Source organism: Caulobacter segnis, from assembly GCF_029543125.1.
In the GTDB taxonomy this organism is placed as follows: domain Bacteria; phylum Pseudomonadota; class Alphaproteobacteria; order Caulobacterales; family Caulobacteraceae; genus Caulobacter; species Caulobacter segnis_D.
Genome location: NZ_JARQWW010000002.1, coordinates 84012 through 100354, shown reverse-complemented (window position 1 = coordinate 100354; position 16343 = coordinate 84012). Strand labels below are relative to the sequence as shown.

Annotated in this window: 22 protein-coding genes; 17 read left to right on the top strand and 5 right to left on the bottom strand. The window is 68.5% G+C overall.

The genetic code is table 11. The features are described 5' to 3' along the window. The first annotated feature begins 72 nt into the window (after window positions 1–72). A complete protein-coding gene (locus P7B02_RS05215; protein WP_277785272.1) occupies window positions 73–1704 on the top strand; it encodes an MFS transporter in 1632 nt (543 codons plus the stop codon). Here the strand turns inward: P7B02_RS05215 and P7B02_RS05210 are convergent. Beyond that, window positions 1701–2258: a hypothetical protein gene (locus P7B02_RS05210; RefSeq protein WP_277785271.1), complete on the bottom strand. Its 558-nt coding sequence runs from the start codon at window positions 2256–2258 to the stop codon at window positions 1701–1703. The genes P7B02_RS05215 and P7B02_RS05210 overlap by 4 nt on opposite strands. Window positions 2259–2315: 57 nt before the next feature. On the opposite strand from P7B02_RS05210, the gene P7B02_RS05205 reads away from it, so the two are divergent. Next, entirely contained in the window at window positions 2316–2525 is a 210-nt protein-coding gene (locus tag P7B02_RS05205; protein WP_277785991.1) for an NrsF family protein, read from the top strand. A 59-nt stretch (window positions 2526–2584) separates the two neighbouring features. Here the strand turns inward: P7B02_RS05205 and fba are convergent, their stop codons facing one another. Together fba and P7B02_RS05195 are read right to left on the bottom strand one after the other, a co-directional pair. Continuing rightward, on the bottom strand, window positions 2585–3676 hold the full coding sequence (fba, locus tag P7B02_RS05200) for a class II fructose-bisphosphate aldolase (protein WP_277785270.1): 1092 nt from the start codon (window positions 3674–3676) through the stop codon (window positions 2585–2587). A gap of 55 nt (window positions 3677–3731) precedes the next feature. After that, window positions 3732–4925 (bottom strand): phosphoglycerate kinase, encoded by a 1194-nt coding sequence (locus tag P7B02_RS05195; protein ID WP_277785269.1) that lies wholly within the window; start codon window positions 4923–4925, stop codon window positions 3732–3734. Between the two features lie 30 nt (window positions 4926–4955). Between P7B02_RS05195 and P7B02_RS05190 the strand changes: the two genes are divergently transcribed. Then, complete coding sequence (locus P7B02_RS05190) at window positions 4956–5348, top strand: endonuclease domain-containing protein (RefSeq protein WP_347276637.1); 393 nt, start codon at window positions 4956–4958, stop codon at window positions 5346–5348. Window positions 5349–5389: 41 nt separating this feature from the next. Here the strand turns inward: P7B02_RS05190 and gap are convergent, their stop codons facing one another. Further along, window positions 5390–6397 (bottom strand): type I glyceraldehyde-3-phosphate dehydrogenase, encoded by a 1008-nt coding sequence (gap, locus tag P7B02_RS05185; RefSeq protein ID WP_277785267.1) that lies wholly within the window; start codon window positions 6395–6397, stop codon window positions 5390–5392. A gap of 259 nt (window positions 6398–6656) precedes the next feature. Here gap and P7B02_RS05180 point away from each other — a divergent pair, with 259 nt between their 5' ends. The 5 genes from P7B02_RS05180 (at window position 6657) to P7B02_RS05160 (ending at window position 9330) form a co-directional block, all read left to right on the top strand. Beyond that, entirely contained in the window at window positions 6657–6941 is a 285-nt protein-coding gene (locus P7B02_RS05180) for a DUF4164 family protein (RefSeq protein WP_277785266.1), read from the top strand. Between the two features lie 3 nt (window positions 6942–6944). Beyond that, window positions 6945–7283 (top strand): cell division protein ZapA, encoded by a 339-nt coding sequence (locus P7B02_RS05175; protein WP_277785265.1) that lies wholly within the window; start codon window positions 6945–6947, stop codon window positions 7281–7283. A 261-nt stretch (window positions 7284–7544) separates the two neighbouring features. Continuing rightward, on the top strand, window positions 7545–7829 hold the full coding sequence (locus tag P7B02_RS05170) for a hypothetical protein (protein ID WP_277785264.1): 285 nt from the start codon (window positions 7545–7547) through the stop codon (window positions 7827–7829). Between the two features lie 72 nt (window positions 7830–7901). Beyond that, complete coding sequence (locus tag P7B02_RS05165) at window positions 7902–8492, top strand: 5-formyltetrahydrofolate cyclo-ligase (RefSeq protein ID WP_277785263.1); 591 nt, start codon at window positions 7902–7904, stop codon at window positions 8490–8492. Window position 8493: 1 nt separating this feature from the next. Continuing rightward, entirely contained in the window at window positions 8494–9330 is an 837-nt protein-coding gene (locus tag P7B02_RS05160; protein ID WP_277785262.1) for a TIGR00282 family metallophosphoesterase, read from the top strand. Here the strand turns inward: P7B02_RS05160 and P7B02_RS05155 are convergent. Next, complete coding sequence (locus tag P7B02_RS05155; protein WP_277785261.1) at window positions 9327–9566, bottom strand: hypothetical protein; 240 nt, start codon at window positions 9564–9566, stop codon at window positions 9327–9329. The genes P7B02_RS05160 and P7B02_RS05155 overlap by 4 nt on opposite strands. A 118-nt stretch (window positions 9567–9684) precedes the next feature. Between P7B02_RS05155 and P7B02_RS05150 the strand changes: the two genes are divergently transcribed. The 9 genes from P7B02_RS05150 (at window position 9685) to tolR (ending at window position 16341) form a co-directional block, all read left to right on the top strand. After that, a complete protein-coding gene (locus tag P7B02_RS05150) occupies window positions 9685–10455 on the top strand; it encodes a YebC/PmpR family DNA-binding transcriptional regulator (protein ID WP_277785260.1) in 771 nt (256 codons plus the stop codon). 121 nt (window positions 10456–10576) lie between these two features. Further along, window positions 10577–11269 carry an MgtC/SapB family protein gene (locus tag P7B02_RS05145; RefSeq protein ID WP_277785259.1) on the top strand — a complete coding sequence of 231 codons (693 nt, stop codon included), beginning with the start codon at window positions 10577–10579 and terminating at the stop codon, window positions 11267–11269. A 50-nt stretch (window positions 11270–11319) separates the two neighbouring features. Continuing rightward, window positions 11320–11898: a crossover junction endodeoxyribonuclease RuvC gene (ruvC, locus tag P7B02_RS05140; protein ID WP_277785258.1), complete on the top strand. Its 579-nt coding sequence runs from the start codon at window positions 11320–11322 to the stop codon at window positions 11896–11898. Then, on the top strand, window positions 11895–12512 hold the full coding sequence (ruvA, locus tag P7B02_RS05135; protein WP_277785257.1) for a Holliday junction branch migration protein RuvA: 618 nt from the start codon (window positions 11895–11897) through the stop codon (window positions 12510–12512). The genes ruvC and ruvA overlap by 4 nt, the downstream gene beginning before the upstream one ends. Then, window positions 12509–13531: a Holliday junction branch migration DNA helicase RuvB gene (ruvB, locus tag P7B02_RS05130; RefSeq protein ID WP_277785256.1), complete on the top strand. Its 1023-nt coding sequence runs from the start codon at window positions 12509–12511 to the stop codon at window positions 13529–13531. Before ruvA ends, ruvB begins: the two co-directional genes overlap by 4 nt. Then, window positions 13528–14376: an FtsW/RodA/SpoVE family cell cycle protein gene (locus P7B02_RS05125; protein WP_277785255.1), complete on the top strand. Its 849-nt coding sequence runs from the start codon at window positions 13528–13530 to the stop codon at window positions 14374–14376. Before ruvB ends, P7B02_RS05125 begins: the two co-directional genes overlap by 4 nt. 202 nt (window positions 14377–14578) lie before the next feature. Next, entirely contained in the window at window positions 14579–15025 is a 447-nt protein-coding gene (gene ybgC / locus P7B02_RS05120) for a tol-pal system-associated acyl-CoA thioesterase (protein ID WP_277785254.1), read from the top strand. Between the two features lie 128 nt (window positions 15026–15153). Next, on the top strand, window positions 15154–15846 hold the full coding sequence (tolQ, locus tag P7B02_RS05115) for a protein TolQ (protein WP_277785253.1): 693 nt from the start codon (window positions 15154–15156) through the stop codon (window positions 15844–15846). Window positions 15847–15849: 3 nt separating this feature from the next. Then, window positions 15850–16341, top strand: a complete 492-nt coding sequence (gene tolR, locus P7B02_RS05110; protein WP_277785252.1) for a protein TolR — start codon at window positions 15850–15852, stop codon at window positions 16339–16341. Window positions 16342–16343 lie beyond the last annotated feature (2 nt).

Sequence of the window (16343 nt, the reverse complement as noted above, 5' to 3'; positions counted from 1 at the left end):
GCGGCCTTGTGCGTGGCCGCGGACTAGCCCAACCATAGGCGTAAGGCCGACAACAGGCTTGAGGAAACGCATATGGCGCAAGGGCGCAAGCACGGGCTGGTGATCGGGGCGGCGTCGGCCGGCACGGTTTTCGAGTGGTATGATTTCTATCTCTACGGTTCGCTGGCGACCTTCATCACCCGGCACTTCTTTTCCGGGGTCAACGAGACCACCGGATACATCTTCGCCCTGCTGGCCTTCGCCGCCGGCTTCGCGGTCCGGCCGCTGGGCGCGCTGATCTTCGGCCGCCTGGGCGACCTGTGGGGGCGCAAGAACACCTTCCTCGTCACCATGCTGCTCATGGGCGGATCCACCTTCGCGGTGGGGGTCCTGCCCAGCTACGACACCATCGGGGTCGCCGCCCCGATCCTGCTGCTGCTCATGCGCCTGCTGCAGGGGCTGGCCCTTGGCGGCGAATACGGCGGCGCAGCGACCTATGTGGCCGAGCACGCGCCCCCCGGACGGCGTGGCCTCTACACCAGCTTCATCCAGACCACGGCGACCCTCGGCCTGTTCCTGAGCCTTGCGGTCATCCTGGTGGTGCGTGGCCAGACGGGGGAGGCTGCCTTCGCCGAATGGGGCTGGCGCGCGCCCTTCCTGATCTCGGTCGTGCTGCTGGGCGTCTCCCTGTGGATCCGCCTGCAGCTCAACGAGAGCCCGATCTTCCAGAAGATGGTCGAGGAGGGAAAAACCGCCAAGCAGCCCCTGGCCGAGGCCTTCGGCAAGTGGCCGAACCTGAAGCTGGTGATCTTCGCCCTGCTGGGCCTCACCGCCGGCCAGGCGGTGGTCTGGTACACAGGCCAGTTCTACGCCCTCTTTTTCCTGGAGAAGGTCCTGAAGGTCGATGGCGCCCTGACCAACACCCTGGTCGCCATCGCCCTGGTCCTGGGCACGCCGTTCTTCATCGTCTTCGGCTGGCTGTCGGACAAGATCGGCCGCAAGCCGGTGATCCTCACCGGCTGCCTGCTGGCGGCGGTGCTGTACTTCCCGCTGTTCAAGACCCTGACCGCCGCCGCCAATCCGGAACTCGCCGCCGCCAGCCAGCGGGCGCCGGTGGTGGTCATCGCCGACCCGTCGGAATGCGCCTTCCAGTTCGACCCGGTAGGCAAGACCGCCTTCACCACCAGTTGCGACGTGGCCAAGTCAGCCCTCGCCTCGGCGGGGATCTCCTACGAGAACCGCACCGCGCCCAAGGGCGAGATCGCCAGCGTCGAGGTGGGCGGCGTCAGCGTCCCGTCCTTCCGGGGCGAGGGCATGAGCACGGCCGATTTCACCGCCAAGCAGACCGCCTGGCGCAAGGCCCTGAACGGAGAGCTGCAGACCGCCGGCTATCCAGCCAAAGCCGACCCGGCCAAGGTCAACAAGCCGATGGTGGTGGGTGTGCTGTTCGTCCTCGTCCTGCTGGTGACCATGGTCTATGGCCCGATCGCCGCGGCGCTGGTGGAGATGTTCCCGGCCCGCATCCGCTACACCTCCATGTCGCTGCCCTATCACCTGGGCAATGGCTGGTTCGGAGGGTTCCTGCCGACCACGGCCTTCGCCATGTCGGCGGCCACGGGCAACATCTATTTCGGGCTCTGGTACCCGGTGGTGGTGGCCGCCGCCACGGTGGTCATCGGCGCCTTCTTCGTCCACGAGATGCGCGGCGCGCACACCGAGGACTAACGCAGGGCGGTGAAGGCGCCCGCCGCGATGAGGCCGGCGAAGATGCGCGACATGTCGGCGTCCGGGTGCTGGCCCAGGGTGTCGGCCATGGCCCGGTGCAGCGCCTTGCCAGCCGCGCAGCCGGTCAGGAACGCCGCCGCCGCGGGGGAGAGCAGGCGCGGCTCCGGCCCCGATTTCGGCCGGGTGATCAGCAGGCCCCGGGCGCGTCGGCGATCTCCAGCTCCGCCTCGCCGGCGCGGCTGGCCAGCCACAGGCCGGGCAGCCCCTGGTCGAAGGCCGCCCAGCACCACCGGATGCAGCCGCACCCGAGCGAAAGGCAGACGGGACGGCGGCAGCACCGCGAAGTCGCAGGCGTTCAGGACCGGCGCGTCGGCGGCGAACAGCGCCTCGGTCCACAACCGGTCCAGGGCCGCCCTGCGCCTGTCGCGCCCCGGCGGCACGGCCCCCGCCGCGCCGTGGATCGCCGGCGGGCTGGCCGTCAGCTTCCTGTCGGCGGCGGGGCTGGAGCTGGTCTCCGCGGACGGCGGCCACCGGGCGCACATGATCCACGGCATTCGTTCAGCTACTGCCTGACCGCGATCCTCACCCTCAGCATCACGGTGGTGACCGCCATGCTGCTGGCCATGCGGGCCTTCGCGCCCTCGCGGCCGGCCGTCGCCGGCCTGGCGGCGGGCGTGTTCAGCGGCGCCTTGGCGGCCACCGTCTATGGGCTGTCCTGTGCGGAGAGCACGGCCACCTTCGTGGCGACCTGGTACACCCTGGGCATGGCGATGAGCGGCGCTCTGGGCGCCCTGGCCGGCCGATGGGTGTTGAGATGGTGATCCGTCAGCCCGGACCCCGCTGAGCGGAGCCCGGGCCAATCGGGATCAGCCGGCCTGGATCAGGCGGCGGCGTTGGCGGCCTTGGGCGCGCCGATCTTCGGGTTCAGTTCGCCCGTCAGGTAGCGCTTGGCCATGTTGGCGGTCGACAGAGCACGGATGCGCGAAGCATGGCCGGCGGCCCCGAACTCCTCGTAGCGCTGCTGGCAGACCTTGCGCATGGCGTCCTTGGCCGGCTTCAGATAGGCGCGCGGGTCGAACTCCTGCGGCTTCTCCATCAACAGCTTGCGGACGGCGCCGGTGATGGCCATGCGGTTGTCGGTATCGACATTGACCTTGCGCACGCCGTGCTTGATGCCGCGCTGGATCTCTTCCACCGGCACGCCCCAGGTCTGGGGCATCTCGCCGCCGTACTGGTTGATGATGTCCTGCAGGTCCTGCGGCACCGAGGACGAGCCGTGCATCACCAGGTGGGTGTTGGGCAGGCGGCGGTGAATCTCCTCGATCACGTGCATGGCCAGGACGTCGCCATCCGGCTTGCGCGTGAACTTGTAGGCCCCGTGGCTGGTGCCCATTGCGATGGCCAGCGCGTCGACGCCGGTCTTCTGGACGAAGTCCACGGCCTGGTCCGGATCGGTCAGCAGCTCGTCATGCGACAGCTTGCCTTCGAAGCCGTGGCCGTCCTCGGCCTCGCCCATGCCGGTCTCCAGAGAGCCCAAGACGCCCAGCTCGCCCTCGACCGAGACGCCGCAAGCGTGCGCCATCTCGACCACCCGGCGGGTCACTTCGACGTTGTACTCGTAGGAGGCGGGCGTCTTGGCGTCCTCCATCAGCGAGCCGTCCATCATCACCGAGGTGAAGCCGTACTGGATCGCCGTGGCGCAGGTCGCCGGACCGTTGCCGTGGTCCTGGTGCATACACACAGGGATATGCGGGTACAGCTCGACCAAGCCGTCGATCAGCCGGGTCAGGATGATGTCGTTGGCGTAGTTCCGCGCGCCACGGCTGGCCTGGATGATGACCGGCGCGTCGACGGCGTCGGCCGCCTCCATGATCGCGAGGCCCTGTTCCATATTGTTGATGTTGAAGGCCGGCAGGCCGTAATTGTCCTCGGCTGCATGGTCGAGCAGCTGTCTGAGGGTGATCCTCGCCACCGTTAATCTCCGTCTGCGTGTGTCGTTTTTTGTTTTTTGGTCGTCTTTTACCGGCTTAGCCGACTTCGAGAGCCGAGACCCCCGGCAGGGTCTTGCCTTCCATCCACTCCAGGAACGCGCCGCCGGCGGTCGACACGAAGGTCAGTTCGCCCGCGACTCCCGCGTGGTTCAATGCCGCCACCGTATCACCGCCGCCCGCAACCGCCACGATCTTCCCCGCCTTGGCGAGTTCGCCGGCATGTTTCGCCGCTTTTACGGTCGCTTCGTCGAAGGGCGGGACTTCAAAAACGCCAAGCGGACCATTCCAGATGAGCGTCTTCGACCCGTCCATGGCGGCGAGCAGGATCTCCGTGGTCTTGGGGCCGGCGTCGAAAATCTTGTCGTCCCCCTGAACTTCGTTCAGCGCGCGAACCTCGCCCTTGGTTCCCGGCTTCAGGTCCTGGGCCACCACCACGTCCACCGGCAGCAGCAGTTCGCAGCCGCTGGCCTTGGCCTTGGCCATGATCTCGCGGGCGGTGTCGGCCAGGTCCTTCTCGCACAGGGATGCGCCGATCTCGTGACCTTGAGCATGGAGGAAGGTGTTGGCCATGCCGCCGCCGATGGCCAGCTTGTCCAGCTTGGCCACCAGGTTGTTCAGCAGGTCCAGCTTGGTGGAGACCTTGGAGCCGCCGACGATGCCGATCACCGGCTTCTGCGGATTGCCCAAGGCGGCGTCCAGCGCCTCCAGCTCACGCTGCATGGCCAGGCCCGGATAGGCCGGCAGGTTGCGGGCCAGGCCCTCGGTGGAGGCGTGGGCGCGGTGCGCTGCCGAGAAGGCGTCGTTGACGTACAGGTCGCCCAGGGCCGCCAGGGCCTCGGCGAAGGCCGGGTCGTTCTTTTCCTCGCCCGCGTGATAGCGGACGTTCTCCAGCAGGGCGACGCCGCCCGGCTCCAGCCCCTCGATCACCGTCTTGGCCTCTTCGCCGATGCAGTCGTCGGCGAAGGCCACCGGCTGCTCCAGCAGGGCCGACAGGGGCGCGACCACCGGCTTCAGGCTCATCTCCGGCACGCGCTTGCCCTTAGGGCGGTCGAAGTGGGCCAGCAGCACCACCTTGGCGCCGCGGAGGCTCAGGGCGTGGATCGTCGGCAGGGCCGCCCGCAGACGGGTGTCGTCGGTGACCTTGCCGCTCTCCATCGGGACGTTGAAGTCCACGCGGACGAGAGCGGTCTTGCCTTCAAGGTCGGCGTCGGCGAGCGGGCGGAAGGTCATGCGGGGCGTCCTACTGTTCCTTCTCCCCTAGTGGGAGAAGGTGGCTCGCGGAGCGAGACGGATGAGGGGGCTGTGAATCCGGCGAAGGCCCTGAGAGCGAGGATGACGATCGCCGAACAGGCGATATGGCGTCTGCTGCGCGGCCGAGGCTTTGCGGGTCACAAGTTCCGCCGCCAGACCCGGATCGGGCCTTGGGTGGCGGACTTCTGCTGTTACGAACTTAGACTGATCGTCGAGCTGGACGGCGGTGTCCACCGACTTCGAGAAAGCGAGGATGCGGCGCGGGACCTTGATCCCACGCGCCGGGGCTTCACGGTGCTGCGGTTCGGCAACGAACTGGCCCTGACCAGTCCGAACGTCGTTTTCGACGCCATCAAACGCCATGCCGCGCAACAGCCCCCTCATCCGTCAGGCTCCGCCTGACACCTTCTCCCACGAGGGGAGAAGGGCAGACGAATAGCTTCTTACAGGAACTTGGCCATCACGAGCGCGGTGTCGCTCATGCGCGTGGCGAAGCCCCATTCGTTGTCGTACCAGCTCAGCACGCGGGCCAGCTTGCCGTCGATGACCTGGGTCTGCGGCAGGGCGGCGGTCGAGCTGGCGGCGATGTGGTTCAGGTCCGACGACACCAGCGGATCGGTAGTGGTCGCCAGGACGCCGTTCATCGGGCCGTCGGCGGCGGCCTGCAGGGCGGCGTTGATCTCGTCCACGGTCACGTCGCGGCCGGCCACCACCTTCAGGTCGACGACCGAGACGTTCGGGGTCGGGACGCGGATCGACGAGCCGTCCAGCTTGCCCTTCAGCTCCGGCAGCACCAGGCCGAGCGCCTTGGCGGCGCCGGTGGAGGTCGGGATCATGCTCAGGCCGGCCGCACGGGCGCGGTAGAGGTCCTTGTGCATGGTGTCGAGGGTCGGCTGGTCGCCCGTGTAGGCGTGGATCGTGGTCATGTAGCCACGCTCGATGCCGAACAGGTCGTGCAGCACCTTGGCCACCGGGGCCAGGGCGTTGGTGGTGCAGCTGCCGTTGGACACGATGATGTCGTCGGCGGTCAGGGTCTCATGGTTGACCTTGAAGACGATGGTCTTGTCCGCGCCGTCGGCCGGGGCCGAGACCAGGACGCGCTTGGCACCGGCGGCCAGGTGGGCGGCGGCCTTGTCCTTGGACGTGAAGATGCCGGTGCATTCGAACGCGATGTCGACGTTCAGTTCCTTGTGCGGCAGGTCCTTCGGGTCGCGGATCGCCGTGACCTTGATCTTGCCCATGCCCACGTCGATCCAGTCCTCGCCGGACGTGACCGTGCCGGGGAAGCGGCCGTGGACGCTGTCGTAGCGCAGCAGGTGGGCGTTGGTCTCCACCGGGCCCAGGTCGTTGATGGCGACGACCTCGATATCGCGGCGCGCGTGCTCGGCGATGGAACGCAGAACCAGGCGGCCGATGCGGCCGAACCCGTTGATGGCGACGCGAATAGCCATAGTGGTGCTCTCCTACGAAAATACGCGCGCTCAAGGACGAGCGGCGTTCTTGATTTTGCGACGCGTTGTGAAGCCGGGGGCCGGGAAGTCAACCCCAGGCTACCTTCACAACGAGTGAGTGTTTGTGACGATGTTCGATTTCTCCTCCCCCGTCATGACGGGGGAGGAGCGCGGCTTGCGAGTCTTAAAGGCGCCAAGATCGCTTGCGAGGGCCTTGTGTGACTGGCGATAAGCGTCGCGATCTATATGTTTGGAGCCCATGAGCGGAACGTCACCGATGAACGGCGAAGCCAGCGCCCTCGATCTGGCGGCCAAGCGGCTGGAGCGCGCCGTGACGATGCTGGAGCAGAAGCTGGCCCGCCCGGCCGCCAACAGCGACGACCTGTTCGCCCAGGACCGCGACAAGCTGGCCGCCGAACTCGACGCCGCCCGCGCCCGTGAAAAGGCGCTGGAGGAAGCCGGCGCCCAGGCGTCGGCCGCTCTTGGCCGCGCCATCACCGAAATCCGCGCCGCCCTGGGCGACAGCGACGGCTCGAAGGAATAGCCCGTGGCCCAGCTGACCATCGACATCAACGGCCGCCCCTACACCGTCGGCTGCGAGGACGGGCAGGAGAACCACCTGCGCGAGCTGGCCAAGGCCTTCGACCGCCAGGTCCGCCATGTGTCCCAGGACATGGGTCAACTGGGCGAGACGCGCCTGTTCCTGATGGGCGCCCTGCTGCTGGCGGACGAGCTGGCGGACCTGAAATTGCGCTACGGCGCCCTGCAGGCCGACCAGATGCGTCTGCAGAATGGCCAGTCCGGCGCCGAGGCCAAGGCCGTCCAGGCGCTGGAAGCCGCGGCGAAACGCATCGAGAAGCTGGCGAACGGCGACCAGACTGACTAGATTAGCCAGCGGCGGGTCTGCTGTGGCCCTCGTCGAAGGCTTCACATCCCAGAGACCTTAATCATCTCGAAGGGAGCTGTCCCTGTCCGTGGCCGTGGCTGCGGGTATATGGCGCCCACCTGGTATTCCAGGTCCGAGGGGATTGAACACGTCCTTCACGGTTCTTCGCGGCGCCGCCACCCCTTTCCCCATAAGGCTCGACAAGACTTTCTCGCTACCGTAGCGTGCAATTCTTGCTGTGCTTCATCGTGGGAGTTCCTCGTGATCAAGACCCTCGTGCTTGCCGCCTTCGCCACCGCCCTGACCTGCGGGATCGCCTTCGCCCAGGCGGAGTCCAACAACAGCGTGAACGCGACCGGAGCCTGGCAGAACGCATACCAGTCCCCCTACCAGGCGCCTCTGGCGCAGGACGCCTATTCCGTGGCGATCCACAACGCGCCCACGGTGGCGAAGCAAAAGGCGGCCCGGATCGCCGCCGCCAAGGCGAAAGCGGAAGCCCGTGCGGCGAAGGCCCGCGCCGCTGAGGAAGCGCGTCCCGGCGCCTGAGGGCACGGGCGGGGGCCTCGAGCGTTGTTCCGGGATGGCCGTCCATAGACGGCTGCACTAGAAGCTGTCGCCATGGTCCACGCCACCCTGTCCTCGGCCAAGACGCTCCTGCGGGCCGAGATGCGCGCCCTGCGCAAGACCTTGGCCAAACGGTCGCCGGATGCGGCCGAGCAGGCGGCGGCTAATCTGCCCATGGAGCGGCTGCCGGCCTTCGCCGTGGTGGCCGGCTATCACCCCCACGGGGCCGAGATCGCACCCTATGCGGTGCTGGACCGGCTGGCCGCCACCGGCGCCACGGTCGCTCTGCCCGCGGCGTTGACCCGTGAGGATCCGCTGGTCTTCCGCATGGCAGAGGGGCGGCACACCTTCGTCCCCGACGCCTTCGGCGTGCCCAGCCCGCCGCCGGCCTCGCCCCAGGTGCATCCGGACATCATCATCGCGCCCCTGGTCGCCTTCGACCGCCGGGGCCTGCGTCTGGGCCAGGGGGCGGGGGCCTATGACCGCACCATTCAGGCCGCCCGGGCCCAGAAGCCGGTGTTCGTGATCGGCCTCGCCTATGCCGGCCAGGAGGTGGCCCGCGTGCCTTGCGAGCCGCACGACATGCATCTGGACGCCATTCTCACCGAAAACGGGTATATCGAGGTCCGAAAGGACCCTTCCTGACATGCGCTTCGCCTTTTTCGGGGACGTCGTGGGCAAATCCGGCCGCGACGGCCTGGCCGACCACCTCCCCAATCTCCGCCGCCAGCTCGATCTGGAGTTCGTGGTCATCAACGCCGAGAACGCGGCGGCCGGCTTCGGCATCACCGAGAACACGGCCCGGGAGCTGTTCGAGGCGGGCGCCGACTGCCTGACCCTGGGCAATCACAGCTGGGATCAGCGCGAGGCCCTGACCTACATCGTGCGCGAGGAGCGGCTGATCCGCCCCGCCAACTACCCGATCCTGTCGGACGCGCCGGGACGCGGCTCGCATCTGTACCAGACCGAGCGGGGGCGGACGGTGTTCGTGGTCAACCTGCTGGGCCGGGTCCACATGGACGCCATGGACGACCCCTTCGCCGCCGCCGACCGCGAGCTGGACAAGGCACCCCTGGGCATGGTCGCCGACGCGGTGATCGTGGACATGCACTGCGAGGCCACGTCCGAGAAGATGGCCATGGGCCACTTCTGCGACGGCCGCGCCAGCCTGGTGGTGGGCACCCACACCCACGTGCCGACCGCCGACTGCCAGATCCTGACGGGTGGCACCGCCTATCAGACCGACGCCGGGGCCTGCGCCGACTATGACAGCGTGATCGGCAACCAGAAGGACGAGCCGCTGCGCCGCTTCACCACCAAGATCAGCGGCGGGCGCTATCAGCCGGCCAGCGGTCCGGCCACGGTCTGCGGGGTTTTCGTGGAGACGGACGACCGCACGGGCCTGGCCAAGCGGGTCGAGCCCATCCGTGTCGGCGGCCGGCTGCGCCAGTACATCCCGTCGCTGGAGATGGCGGCGGTCTAGATCCAGCGCCTCACCAGATCGCGGGGGTCGAAGTCATCGAACGACTTGCCCGCGGTCGAGCGGCCCAGGAGGAACGCGCCGACGGCCACCGCCGCCAGGGCGAGAGCGCCCACGCCGATGGCGATCGCCGTCTCGCTGGTCGCGTTCGTCACCGCGCCGCGATGCAGGCCGACGCCATGGGTGGGCTGCCAGGCGATGATCGATTTTGGCAGGACTTCCGGTTCGGCTTCGGTCATGTGCGGCTCCTTCGACAGCCAAACGCGGCCATGCCGAGGCGGTTGCCGCCCTTGAACAGAAGCAATTCAAAGCGCTAGAAGCGCCCACCTTCACTTTTCGAGATCAGAGAGCCCGAGCATGGCCGGCCACTCCAAATTCAAGAACATCATGCACCGCAAGGGCCGCGCCGACGCCGCGCGCTCCAAGCTGTTCTCCAAGCTGTCGCGGGAAATCACCGTGGCGGCCAAGGGCGGCTTGCCTGACCCGGCCATGAATCCGCGCCTTCGCCTGGCGGTGAACAACGCCAAGGCCGAGTCGGTGCCGAAAGACGTCATCGACCGCGCCATCAAAAAGGCCGCCGGCGGCGAAATCGACGCGATGGAGGACGTCCGCTACGAGGGCCGCGGTCCCGGCGGCGTCGGCATCATCGTCGAAGCCCTGACCGACAACCGCAACCGCGCCGGCGCCAACATCCGCTCGGCCTTCGCCAAGAACGGCGGGGCCCTGGGCGAAATGAACTCGGTCGCCTTCATGTGGGACCGCGTGGGCAAGATCGTCTATGCGGCCGAGGCCGGCTCGGAAGACGCCGTCATGGAGGCCGCCATCGAGGCCGGCGCCCAGGACGTGGAAAGCGATCTGGTGAAGCCGGACATCTACGAGGACGCGCCGGGCCACACCATCTGGACCGCCTTCGAAGACCTGAACGACGTGGCCGAGGCCATGTCCAAGGTGCTGGGCGACCCGAAGTCCACCGCCATCGTCTGGAAGCCGCAGACCGAGGTCGAGGTCACCGGCGACGCCGTGAACACCCTGATGAAGCTGCTGGACGCCCTGGACGCCGAAGACGACGTCCAGACGGTCTATTCCAACGAGATCATCTCGGACGAAGACCTGGCCAAGCTGGGCTGACAATCAAGGCCGCTTATCCCCGCGAAGGCGGGGGCCCAAGCTGAATCTCAGTATGGGCTCCCGCCTTCGCGGGAGTGAGCGGGTTTGGGAGCCACACCCAAACTCAGCCGTTCCACCCTTCATGGACTGGTGGCGGCCCGATCTTTTCTTTCCCATCCTCGGCGCGGTCGCGGCCGGAGGCCTGATCGGTTTCGAGCGGGAGTTTCGCGGTCATGCGGCGGGCCTGCGGACCCATGTGCTCGTCTGCTTGGCTTCGGCCCTGCTCATGCTCATGGCCGTGCACCAGCTGGGTTGGATGAAGGTCTCCCATCCTGACGAGGTCGTCCGCATCGACCCGGTGCGGATGGCGCACGGCATCCTGACCGGCGTCGGCTTTCTGTGCGGCGGGGTGATCTTCCGCCAGGGCTTCTCGGTCCACGGCCTGACCACGGCCGCCTCTCTCTGGATCACCTCGGCGCTCGGCACGCTCTACGGCGTCGGGGTCTACGACCTGGCGATCACGGGCACGACGGTGACGCTCGTGGTGCTCAGCGCCCTGCGCTGGGTCGATCGTCACGTGCCGCAGATCCAGGCGGTGGATGTCACAGTCTGCAGCCGGCGGGGCCAAATCCTGTCCGAAGCCGACCTGCGGACCATCCTCGGCCGTTTCAGCTTCGCCACCTCGGCGATCAATCACCGCTTCGAGTCCGACGGCGTCGTGCAGCTCAGCGCCGTCTTCAAGGGCGTCGGTCCGGCGCCCGCCGACGCGATCTGCCAAGCGCTGCTGGATGATCCGCGCGTCACCCACTTCGAAGTCCGGCCCCACCGTGTTTAACCAATTCGGGCTTTTCCGCCGGGTTCGCTCTATGCGAACTTGCGGAACACATGACGAACGCGATTCGCATTCTCGGGCTCGATCCCGGCCTTCGGCGCACCGGCTGGGGCGTGATCATCATGGAGGGCTCGCGCCTGACCCATGTGGCCCACGGCGTCATCGTCCCCGATGAATCCGCACCCTTCGCCAGCCGCCTGCTGACCCTGTTCCAGGAGATCGAGCGGGTGATCGCCGCGCACGCGCCGCAGGAGGCGGCCGTGGAGGAGACCTTCTTGAACACCAACGCCCAGTCCAGCCTGAAGCTCGGCCATGCCCGGGCGGCGGCCCTGATCGCCCCGGCCCGCGCCGGCCTGCCGGTGGCCGAATACGCCAGCCGCCACGTGAAGAAGGCGGTGGTCGGCACTGGGGCGGCGGACAAGGACCAGATCGGCTTCATGATCGCCCGCATCCTGCCCACGGCCAGCGGCGCGACCGCCGACGCCGCCGACGCCCTGGCGGTGGCCATCGCCCACGCCCATGCCCGCGGCCGGGCTGCCGACCCGATCGTCACCCGCGCGCCCGTCCGCTCCCGCAAGGGCTCGTCCGGCGCGGCGTGGGAGGCGGCCCTGGCCGCCCGAGGCGTCCGATGATCGGCCGTCTGCGCGGCGCCGTCGCCGAGGTGGGCGAGGAAGAGGCCCTGATCGACGTCATGGGCGTCGGCTACGTCGTCCGTTGCGGCGCGCGCACCCTGTCGCGCCTGCCGGCCCTGGGCGAGGAGACTCTGCTGCATATCGAGAGCCAGTGGAGCGAAAGCGCCGGCTTGCGCCTCTACGGCTTCGGCACGCGGGAGGACCGCCGCGCCTTCGTCCTGCTGCAGGCGATCCAGGGTGTGGGCCCCAAGGCCGCCATGGCGGTGCTGGACGTGCTGAGCCCCGCCGAACTGGCCGGCGCCGTGGCCCGCGAGGACAAGGCCGCCGTAGGCCGCGCCCAGGGCGTAGGTCCGAAGCTGGCCCTGCGCATCGTCACCGAGCTGAAGGATAAGCCGATCACCGATGGCCCGGTCAGCTTCGCCCCGTCGCCCAGCAGCGGCCCGGCCGTGGCCGCCAAACCGTCCGCCTCCGGCGAAGCCGTGGTCGGCCTCATGGGCCTGGGCGTCGCCGAGGCGCAGGCCCGCCGTGTGGTCGAGGCCGCCGCCACCCGCCTGGGTGAGGAGGCCGACGTGGCCGCCCTGATCAAGGCCGGCCTGCAGGAGCTGGGCCGGTGACGCGCATCGTCTCCGGCGAGGAGGCCCCCTTCGAAGGCTCCGACAAGGCGCTGCGCCCGCAGACCCTGGCCGAGTTCGTGGGCCAGGCGCAGGCCAAGGCTAATCTGAAGATCTTCATCGAGGCGGCGCGCGGCCGGGGCGAGTCCCTGGACCACGTCCTGCTGTTCGGCCCGCCGGGCCTGGGCAAGACCACCCTGGCCCAGATCGTCGCGCGGGAGCTGGGCGTGAACTTCCGCGCCACCAGCGGCCCGGTGCTGAACAAGCCCGGCGACCTGGCGGCGATCCTGACCAATCTGGAAGCCAACGACGTCCTGTTCATCGACGAGATCCACCGCCTGTCGCCGAACGTGGAGGAGATCCTCTACCCGGCCATGGAGGACCACGTCCTCGATCTGGTGATCGGAGAGGGGCCGTCGGCCCGCTCCATCCGCATCGACTTGGCGCCCTTCACCCTGGTGGCGGCGACCACGCGGGCGGGGATGCTGGCCACGCCGCTGCGCGACCGTTTCGGCATTCCGGTGCGGCTGGAGTTCTACACCCACGAAGAACTCAAGCACGTCCTGCTGCACGCCGCGCGCAAGATGGGCGCGCCCCTGGCCGAGGAGGGGGCCATGGAGATCGCCGCCCGCGCCCGGGGCACCCCGCGCGTGGCCGGCCGCCTGCTGCGCCGGGTGCGCGACTTCGCCGAGGCCGACGGGGCCACGGTGATCGACAAGATGCATTCCGCCCGCGCCCTGGCCCGGCTGGAGGTGGACGAGTCCGGCCTCGACAGCCTGGACCGCCGCTATCTGCGGGCCCTGATCGAGCACTACAACGGCGGCCCGGCCGGGGTGGAGACCCTGGCCTACGCCATCGCCGAGGCCCGCGACGCGGTCGAGGACGTGATCGAGCCCTATCTGATGCAGCAGGGCTTCATCCAGCGCACCCCGCGCGGCCGCGTGGCCTGCGCCAAGGCGTACCTCCACATCGGCCTGACCCCGCCGCCGCAGCCGACTCCGCAGGGCGGGCTGTTCGAGTGACCGGCGGGGCGGCTAGGCGCGTTTGGGGCCTCGTCGCCCTTCTGCTCCTCCTGACCCTGGCGGCGTCCCTGCTGGCCATCCGGGCGGCGGGCGCGCCAAGCCTCATGCTGGCGGTGCAGGGCGTGGCAGGCGTCGCCGCCGCCGCTTCGATCTTCATCGTGTCCCGAGTCAGCACCGCGCGGTCGGCGGCGGTCATGGGAGTCGGCCTTGCTGCTTTTGCGGCGACGGCGCTGTTCGGCGTCACCATGGACGGCGCGACCCGCTGGATCGGGTTCGGGCCCCTGCTGGTTCATACCGCCTCCATCGGATTTCCGTTCGTCGTCTGGGCCTTCGCTTTGCGCCCGGCTACGCTCCTGACGGCTGCGCTCTGCGCCGGCATCGCGGCGGTTCTGGCGATCCAGCCGGACGGCGGGGCCGCCGTCGCCTTCGCCCTGGCGACGGCCGTGCGGTTGGCGGCTTATCGCGGGCGGTTGGACATGGCCGCCGCCGCTGTCGCCATTGTCGCCGCCGCCTGGGCATGGACCCGGCCCGACAGCCTGCCGGCCGTCAGCTATGTGGAGGAGGTGGTCTTCGCCGCCTTCATGGCCGCGCCGCCGGTCGGACTGTTCGCGGGACTGATGCTGGCCCTGCTGCCGGCGCCCTTCGTCTTCCTCGGTCTCAAGCAGAACGTCGCGCCGGCTTTGACGCTCGGCGGTCTCTGGGCCGGCTTCGTGCTGGCGAGCGTGTTCGGCAACTATCCCGCCCCGGTGATCGGCTACGGCGCATCACCCTTGCTGGGCTGGGGCTTTTCGCTGGGACTCGCCATGGCGCATGTCGGCGCAGGCTTGAGGCGGCCTGCTGCGTAAGTCGTGCGTGCTTGGAGATGCGCTTGCGCGCTCCCCAATCCGTCATCCTCGCCTTGTGGCGAGGACCCAGAAGCGGCTGAGAGGCCGGGTTCCTGGGGCGGAGCCGCCGCGCTGAAACGACCGATGCGGAGTTTCTGGGCCTTAGGCACAACGCCTAGGGTGACGGGTGGTTGTTAGGGCTCGCCTGGGCTACGAATTCCCCATGACCGAACCCACCTGCGGCGTCCTGATCGGGCGCGAGCATCACCTTCCGGTGCGCATCTACTATGAGGACACCGACTTCACCGGGGTCGTCTATCACGCCAACTACCTGCGTTATTTCGAGCGGGGGCGGAGCGATTTCCTGCGGCTGGCCGGAATATCCCACACCGACCTGGCGGGGCGCGATGACCCCGCGGCCTTTGTCGTCGTGCGGATGGAGATCGACTTCAAGCGCGCCGCCAAGGTGGACGACGCCCTGACGGTGGTGACCCTGTACGACGCGGTCAAAGGGCCCCGGCTGCTGGTCACGCAACGGATCATGCGCGGCGACGAGCTGATCGCCCAGGCGGCGGTCGAGGCGGCGTGCATCACCATGGACGGCCGTCCGCGCCGTCCGCCGGCCGATATGGTGGAACGCCTGTCGCCTTTGTTCGCTAAGCGTGACTGATCACGCCGCGAGGCGGTGCGGATCAGCAACTCGTGACCGGCTTTTCAGCCACGCCATAGTTTCAACATCCCGCCGGGTCATGGCAAACGAACCCGAACCGTCACTGATTCGCTTCCTTCGGAGACCGCATGGACGCCGCCGCCGCCGCTGACTTCTCGTTCCTGCATCTGTTCATGCAGGCCGACTGGATCATCAAGCTGGTGATGATCGGACTGGGCGTGGCCTCGCTTTGGTCGTGGGCGGTGATCCTGGACAAGACGTTCAAGTTCACGGCGCTGAACCGCGAAGCGGACCGTTTCGAAGACAAGGTGGCGGGCGGACGCTCGCTTGAGGACGTGGCGGCGGAAGCCGGCTCCAACCCCTCTCACGCCCTGCCCAAGATGCTGGTGGCGGCGCTTAAGGAATGGCGCGACGCCCGCGCCAAGGGCCGCCTGGACGACGCCCAGACGGCGATGCTGATCACCCGCATCGACCGCACCCTGGACAACACCATCGCCCGCGAGACCTCGAAGGCCGAGGACGGCCTGGGCTTGCTGGCCATCGTGGCCACCGCCTCGCCGTTCATCGGCCTGTTCGGCACGGTCTGGGGCATCATGAGCGCCTTCCAGTCCATCGCCGCCGAGAAGAACACCTCGCTGGCCGTCGTGGCCCCGGCCATCGCCGAGGCCCTGTTCGCCACGGCCATCGGCCTGATCGCCGCCATCCCGGCCTATATCGCCTACAACAAGTTCTCCACCGATGCGGCCAAGTTCGGCGGCCGTCTGGAGAACTTCGCCGACGACCTGTCCACCGCGATCCAGCGCCGCCTGGCGGAGCGCTGATCCATGGGCATGTCCTCCCACGACGCCTTCTCGACCGGCGGCGGTCGAGGCCGGCGCCGGCGGGGACGCCGCCGCGGCGCCCTGTCGGAGATCAACGTCACCCCGCTGGTGGACGTGATGCTGGTGCTGCTGATCATCTTCATGATCAGCGCGCCCCTGCTCACCGCCGGGGTCGAGGTCGAGCTGCCCAAGACCGAGGCCGGCGCCATGCAGGACCAGAAGGAGCCGCTGACGGTCTCCATCCGGCAGGACGCGGCCATCTTCATCGGCGAGACCCAGATCCAGTTCGCGGAGCTGTCGCCGCGCCTGCACGAAATGGCGGGCGAGGGGACGGAGACGCCGATCTTCGTGCGCGCCGACGGCCGTGCGTCTTACGAGACCGTGGCCCAGGTCATGGCCTCGCTGTCGACCTCCGGCTTCACCAAGATCAACCTCGTCACCGAGACGGGCGGCCCGTCCTCCGGCGCGTCGGCGGATAGCACCGAGGCGCGGTAGGG

Bases quoted from the DNA above. Each gene is read 5' to 3' on its own strand.
- P7B02_RS05180 (WP_277785266.1), top strand. From the start codon at position 6,657: ATGAGCGGAACGTCACCGATGAACGGCGAAGCCAGCGCCCTCGATCTG.
- ybgC (WP_277785254.1), top strand. From the start codon at position 14,579: ATGACCGAACCCACCTGCGGCGTCCTGATCGGGCGCGAGCATCACCTT.
- P7B02_RS05205 (WP_277785991.1), top strand. From the start codon at position 2,316: ATGCTGCTGGCCATGCGGGCCTTCGCGCCCTCGCGGCCGGCCGTCGCC.
- P7B02_RS05215 (WP_277785272.1), top strand. From the start codon at position 73: ATGGCGCAAGGGCGCAAGCACGGGCTGGTGATCGGGGCGGCGTCGGCC.
- P7B02_RS05165 (WP_277785263.1), top strand. From the start codon at position 7,902: ATGGTCCACGCCACCCTGTCCTCGGCCAAGACGCTCCTGCGGGCCGAG.
- P7B02_RS05195 (WP_277785269.1), bottom strand. From the start codon at position 4,925: ATGACCTTCCGCCCGCTCGCCGACGCCGACCTTGAAGGCAAGACCGCT.
- P7B02_RS05145 (WP_277785259.1), top strand. From the start codon at position 10,577: ATGGACTGGTGGCGGCCCGATCTTTTCTTTCCCATCCTCGGCGCGGTC.
- P7B02_RS05160 (WP_277785262.1), top strand. From the start codon at position 8,494: ATGCGCTTCGCCTTTTTCGGGGACGTCGTGGGCAAATCCGGCCGCGAC.
- tolQ (WP_277785253.1), top strand. From the start codon at position 15,154: ATGGACGCCGCCGCCGCCGCTGACTTCTCGTTCCTGCATCTGTTCATG.
- ruvA (WP_277785257.1), top strand. From the start codon at position 11,895: ATGATCGGCCGTCTGCGCGGCGCCGTCGCCGAGGTGGGCGAGGAAGAG.
- tolR (WP_277785252.1), top strand. From the start codon at position 15,850: ATGGGCATGTCCTCCCACGACGCCTTCTCGACCGGCGGCGGTCGAGGC.
- P7B02_RS05155 (WP_277785261.1), bottom strand. From the start codon at position 9,566: ATGACCGAAGCCGAACCGGAAGTCCTGCCAAAATCGATCATCGCCTGG.
- gap (WP_277785267.1), bottom strand. From the start codon at position 6,397: ATGGCTATTCGCGTCGCCATCAACGGGTTCGGCCGCATCGGCCGCCTG.
- P7B02_RS05150 (WP_277785260.1), top strand. From the start codon at position 9,685: ATGGCCGGCCACTCCAAATTCAAGAACATCATGCACCGCAAGGGCCGC.
- P7B02_RS05210 (WP_277785271.1), bottom strand. From the start codon at position 2,258: ATGCCGTGGATCATGTGCGCCCGGTGGCCGCCGTCCGCGGAGACCAGC.
- ruvC (WP_277785258.1), top strand. From the start codon at position 11,320: ATGACGAACGCGATTCGCATTCTCGGGCTCGATCCCGGCCTTCGGCGC.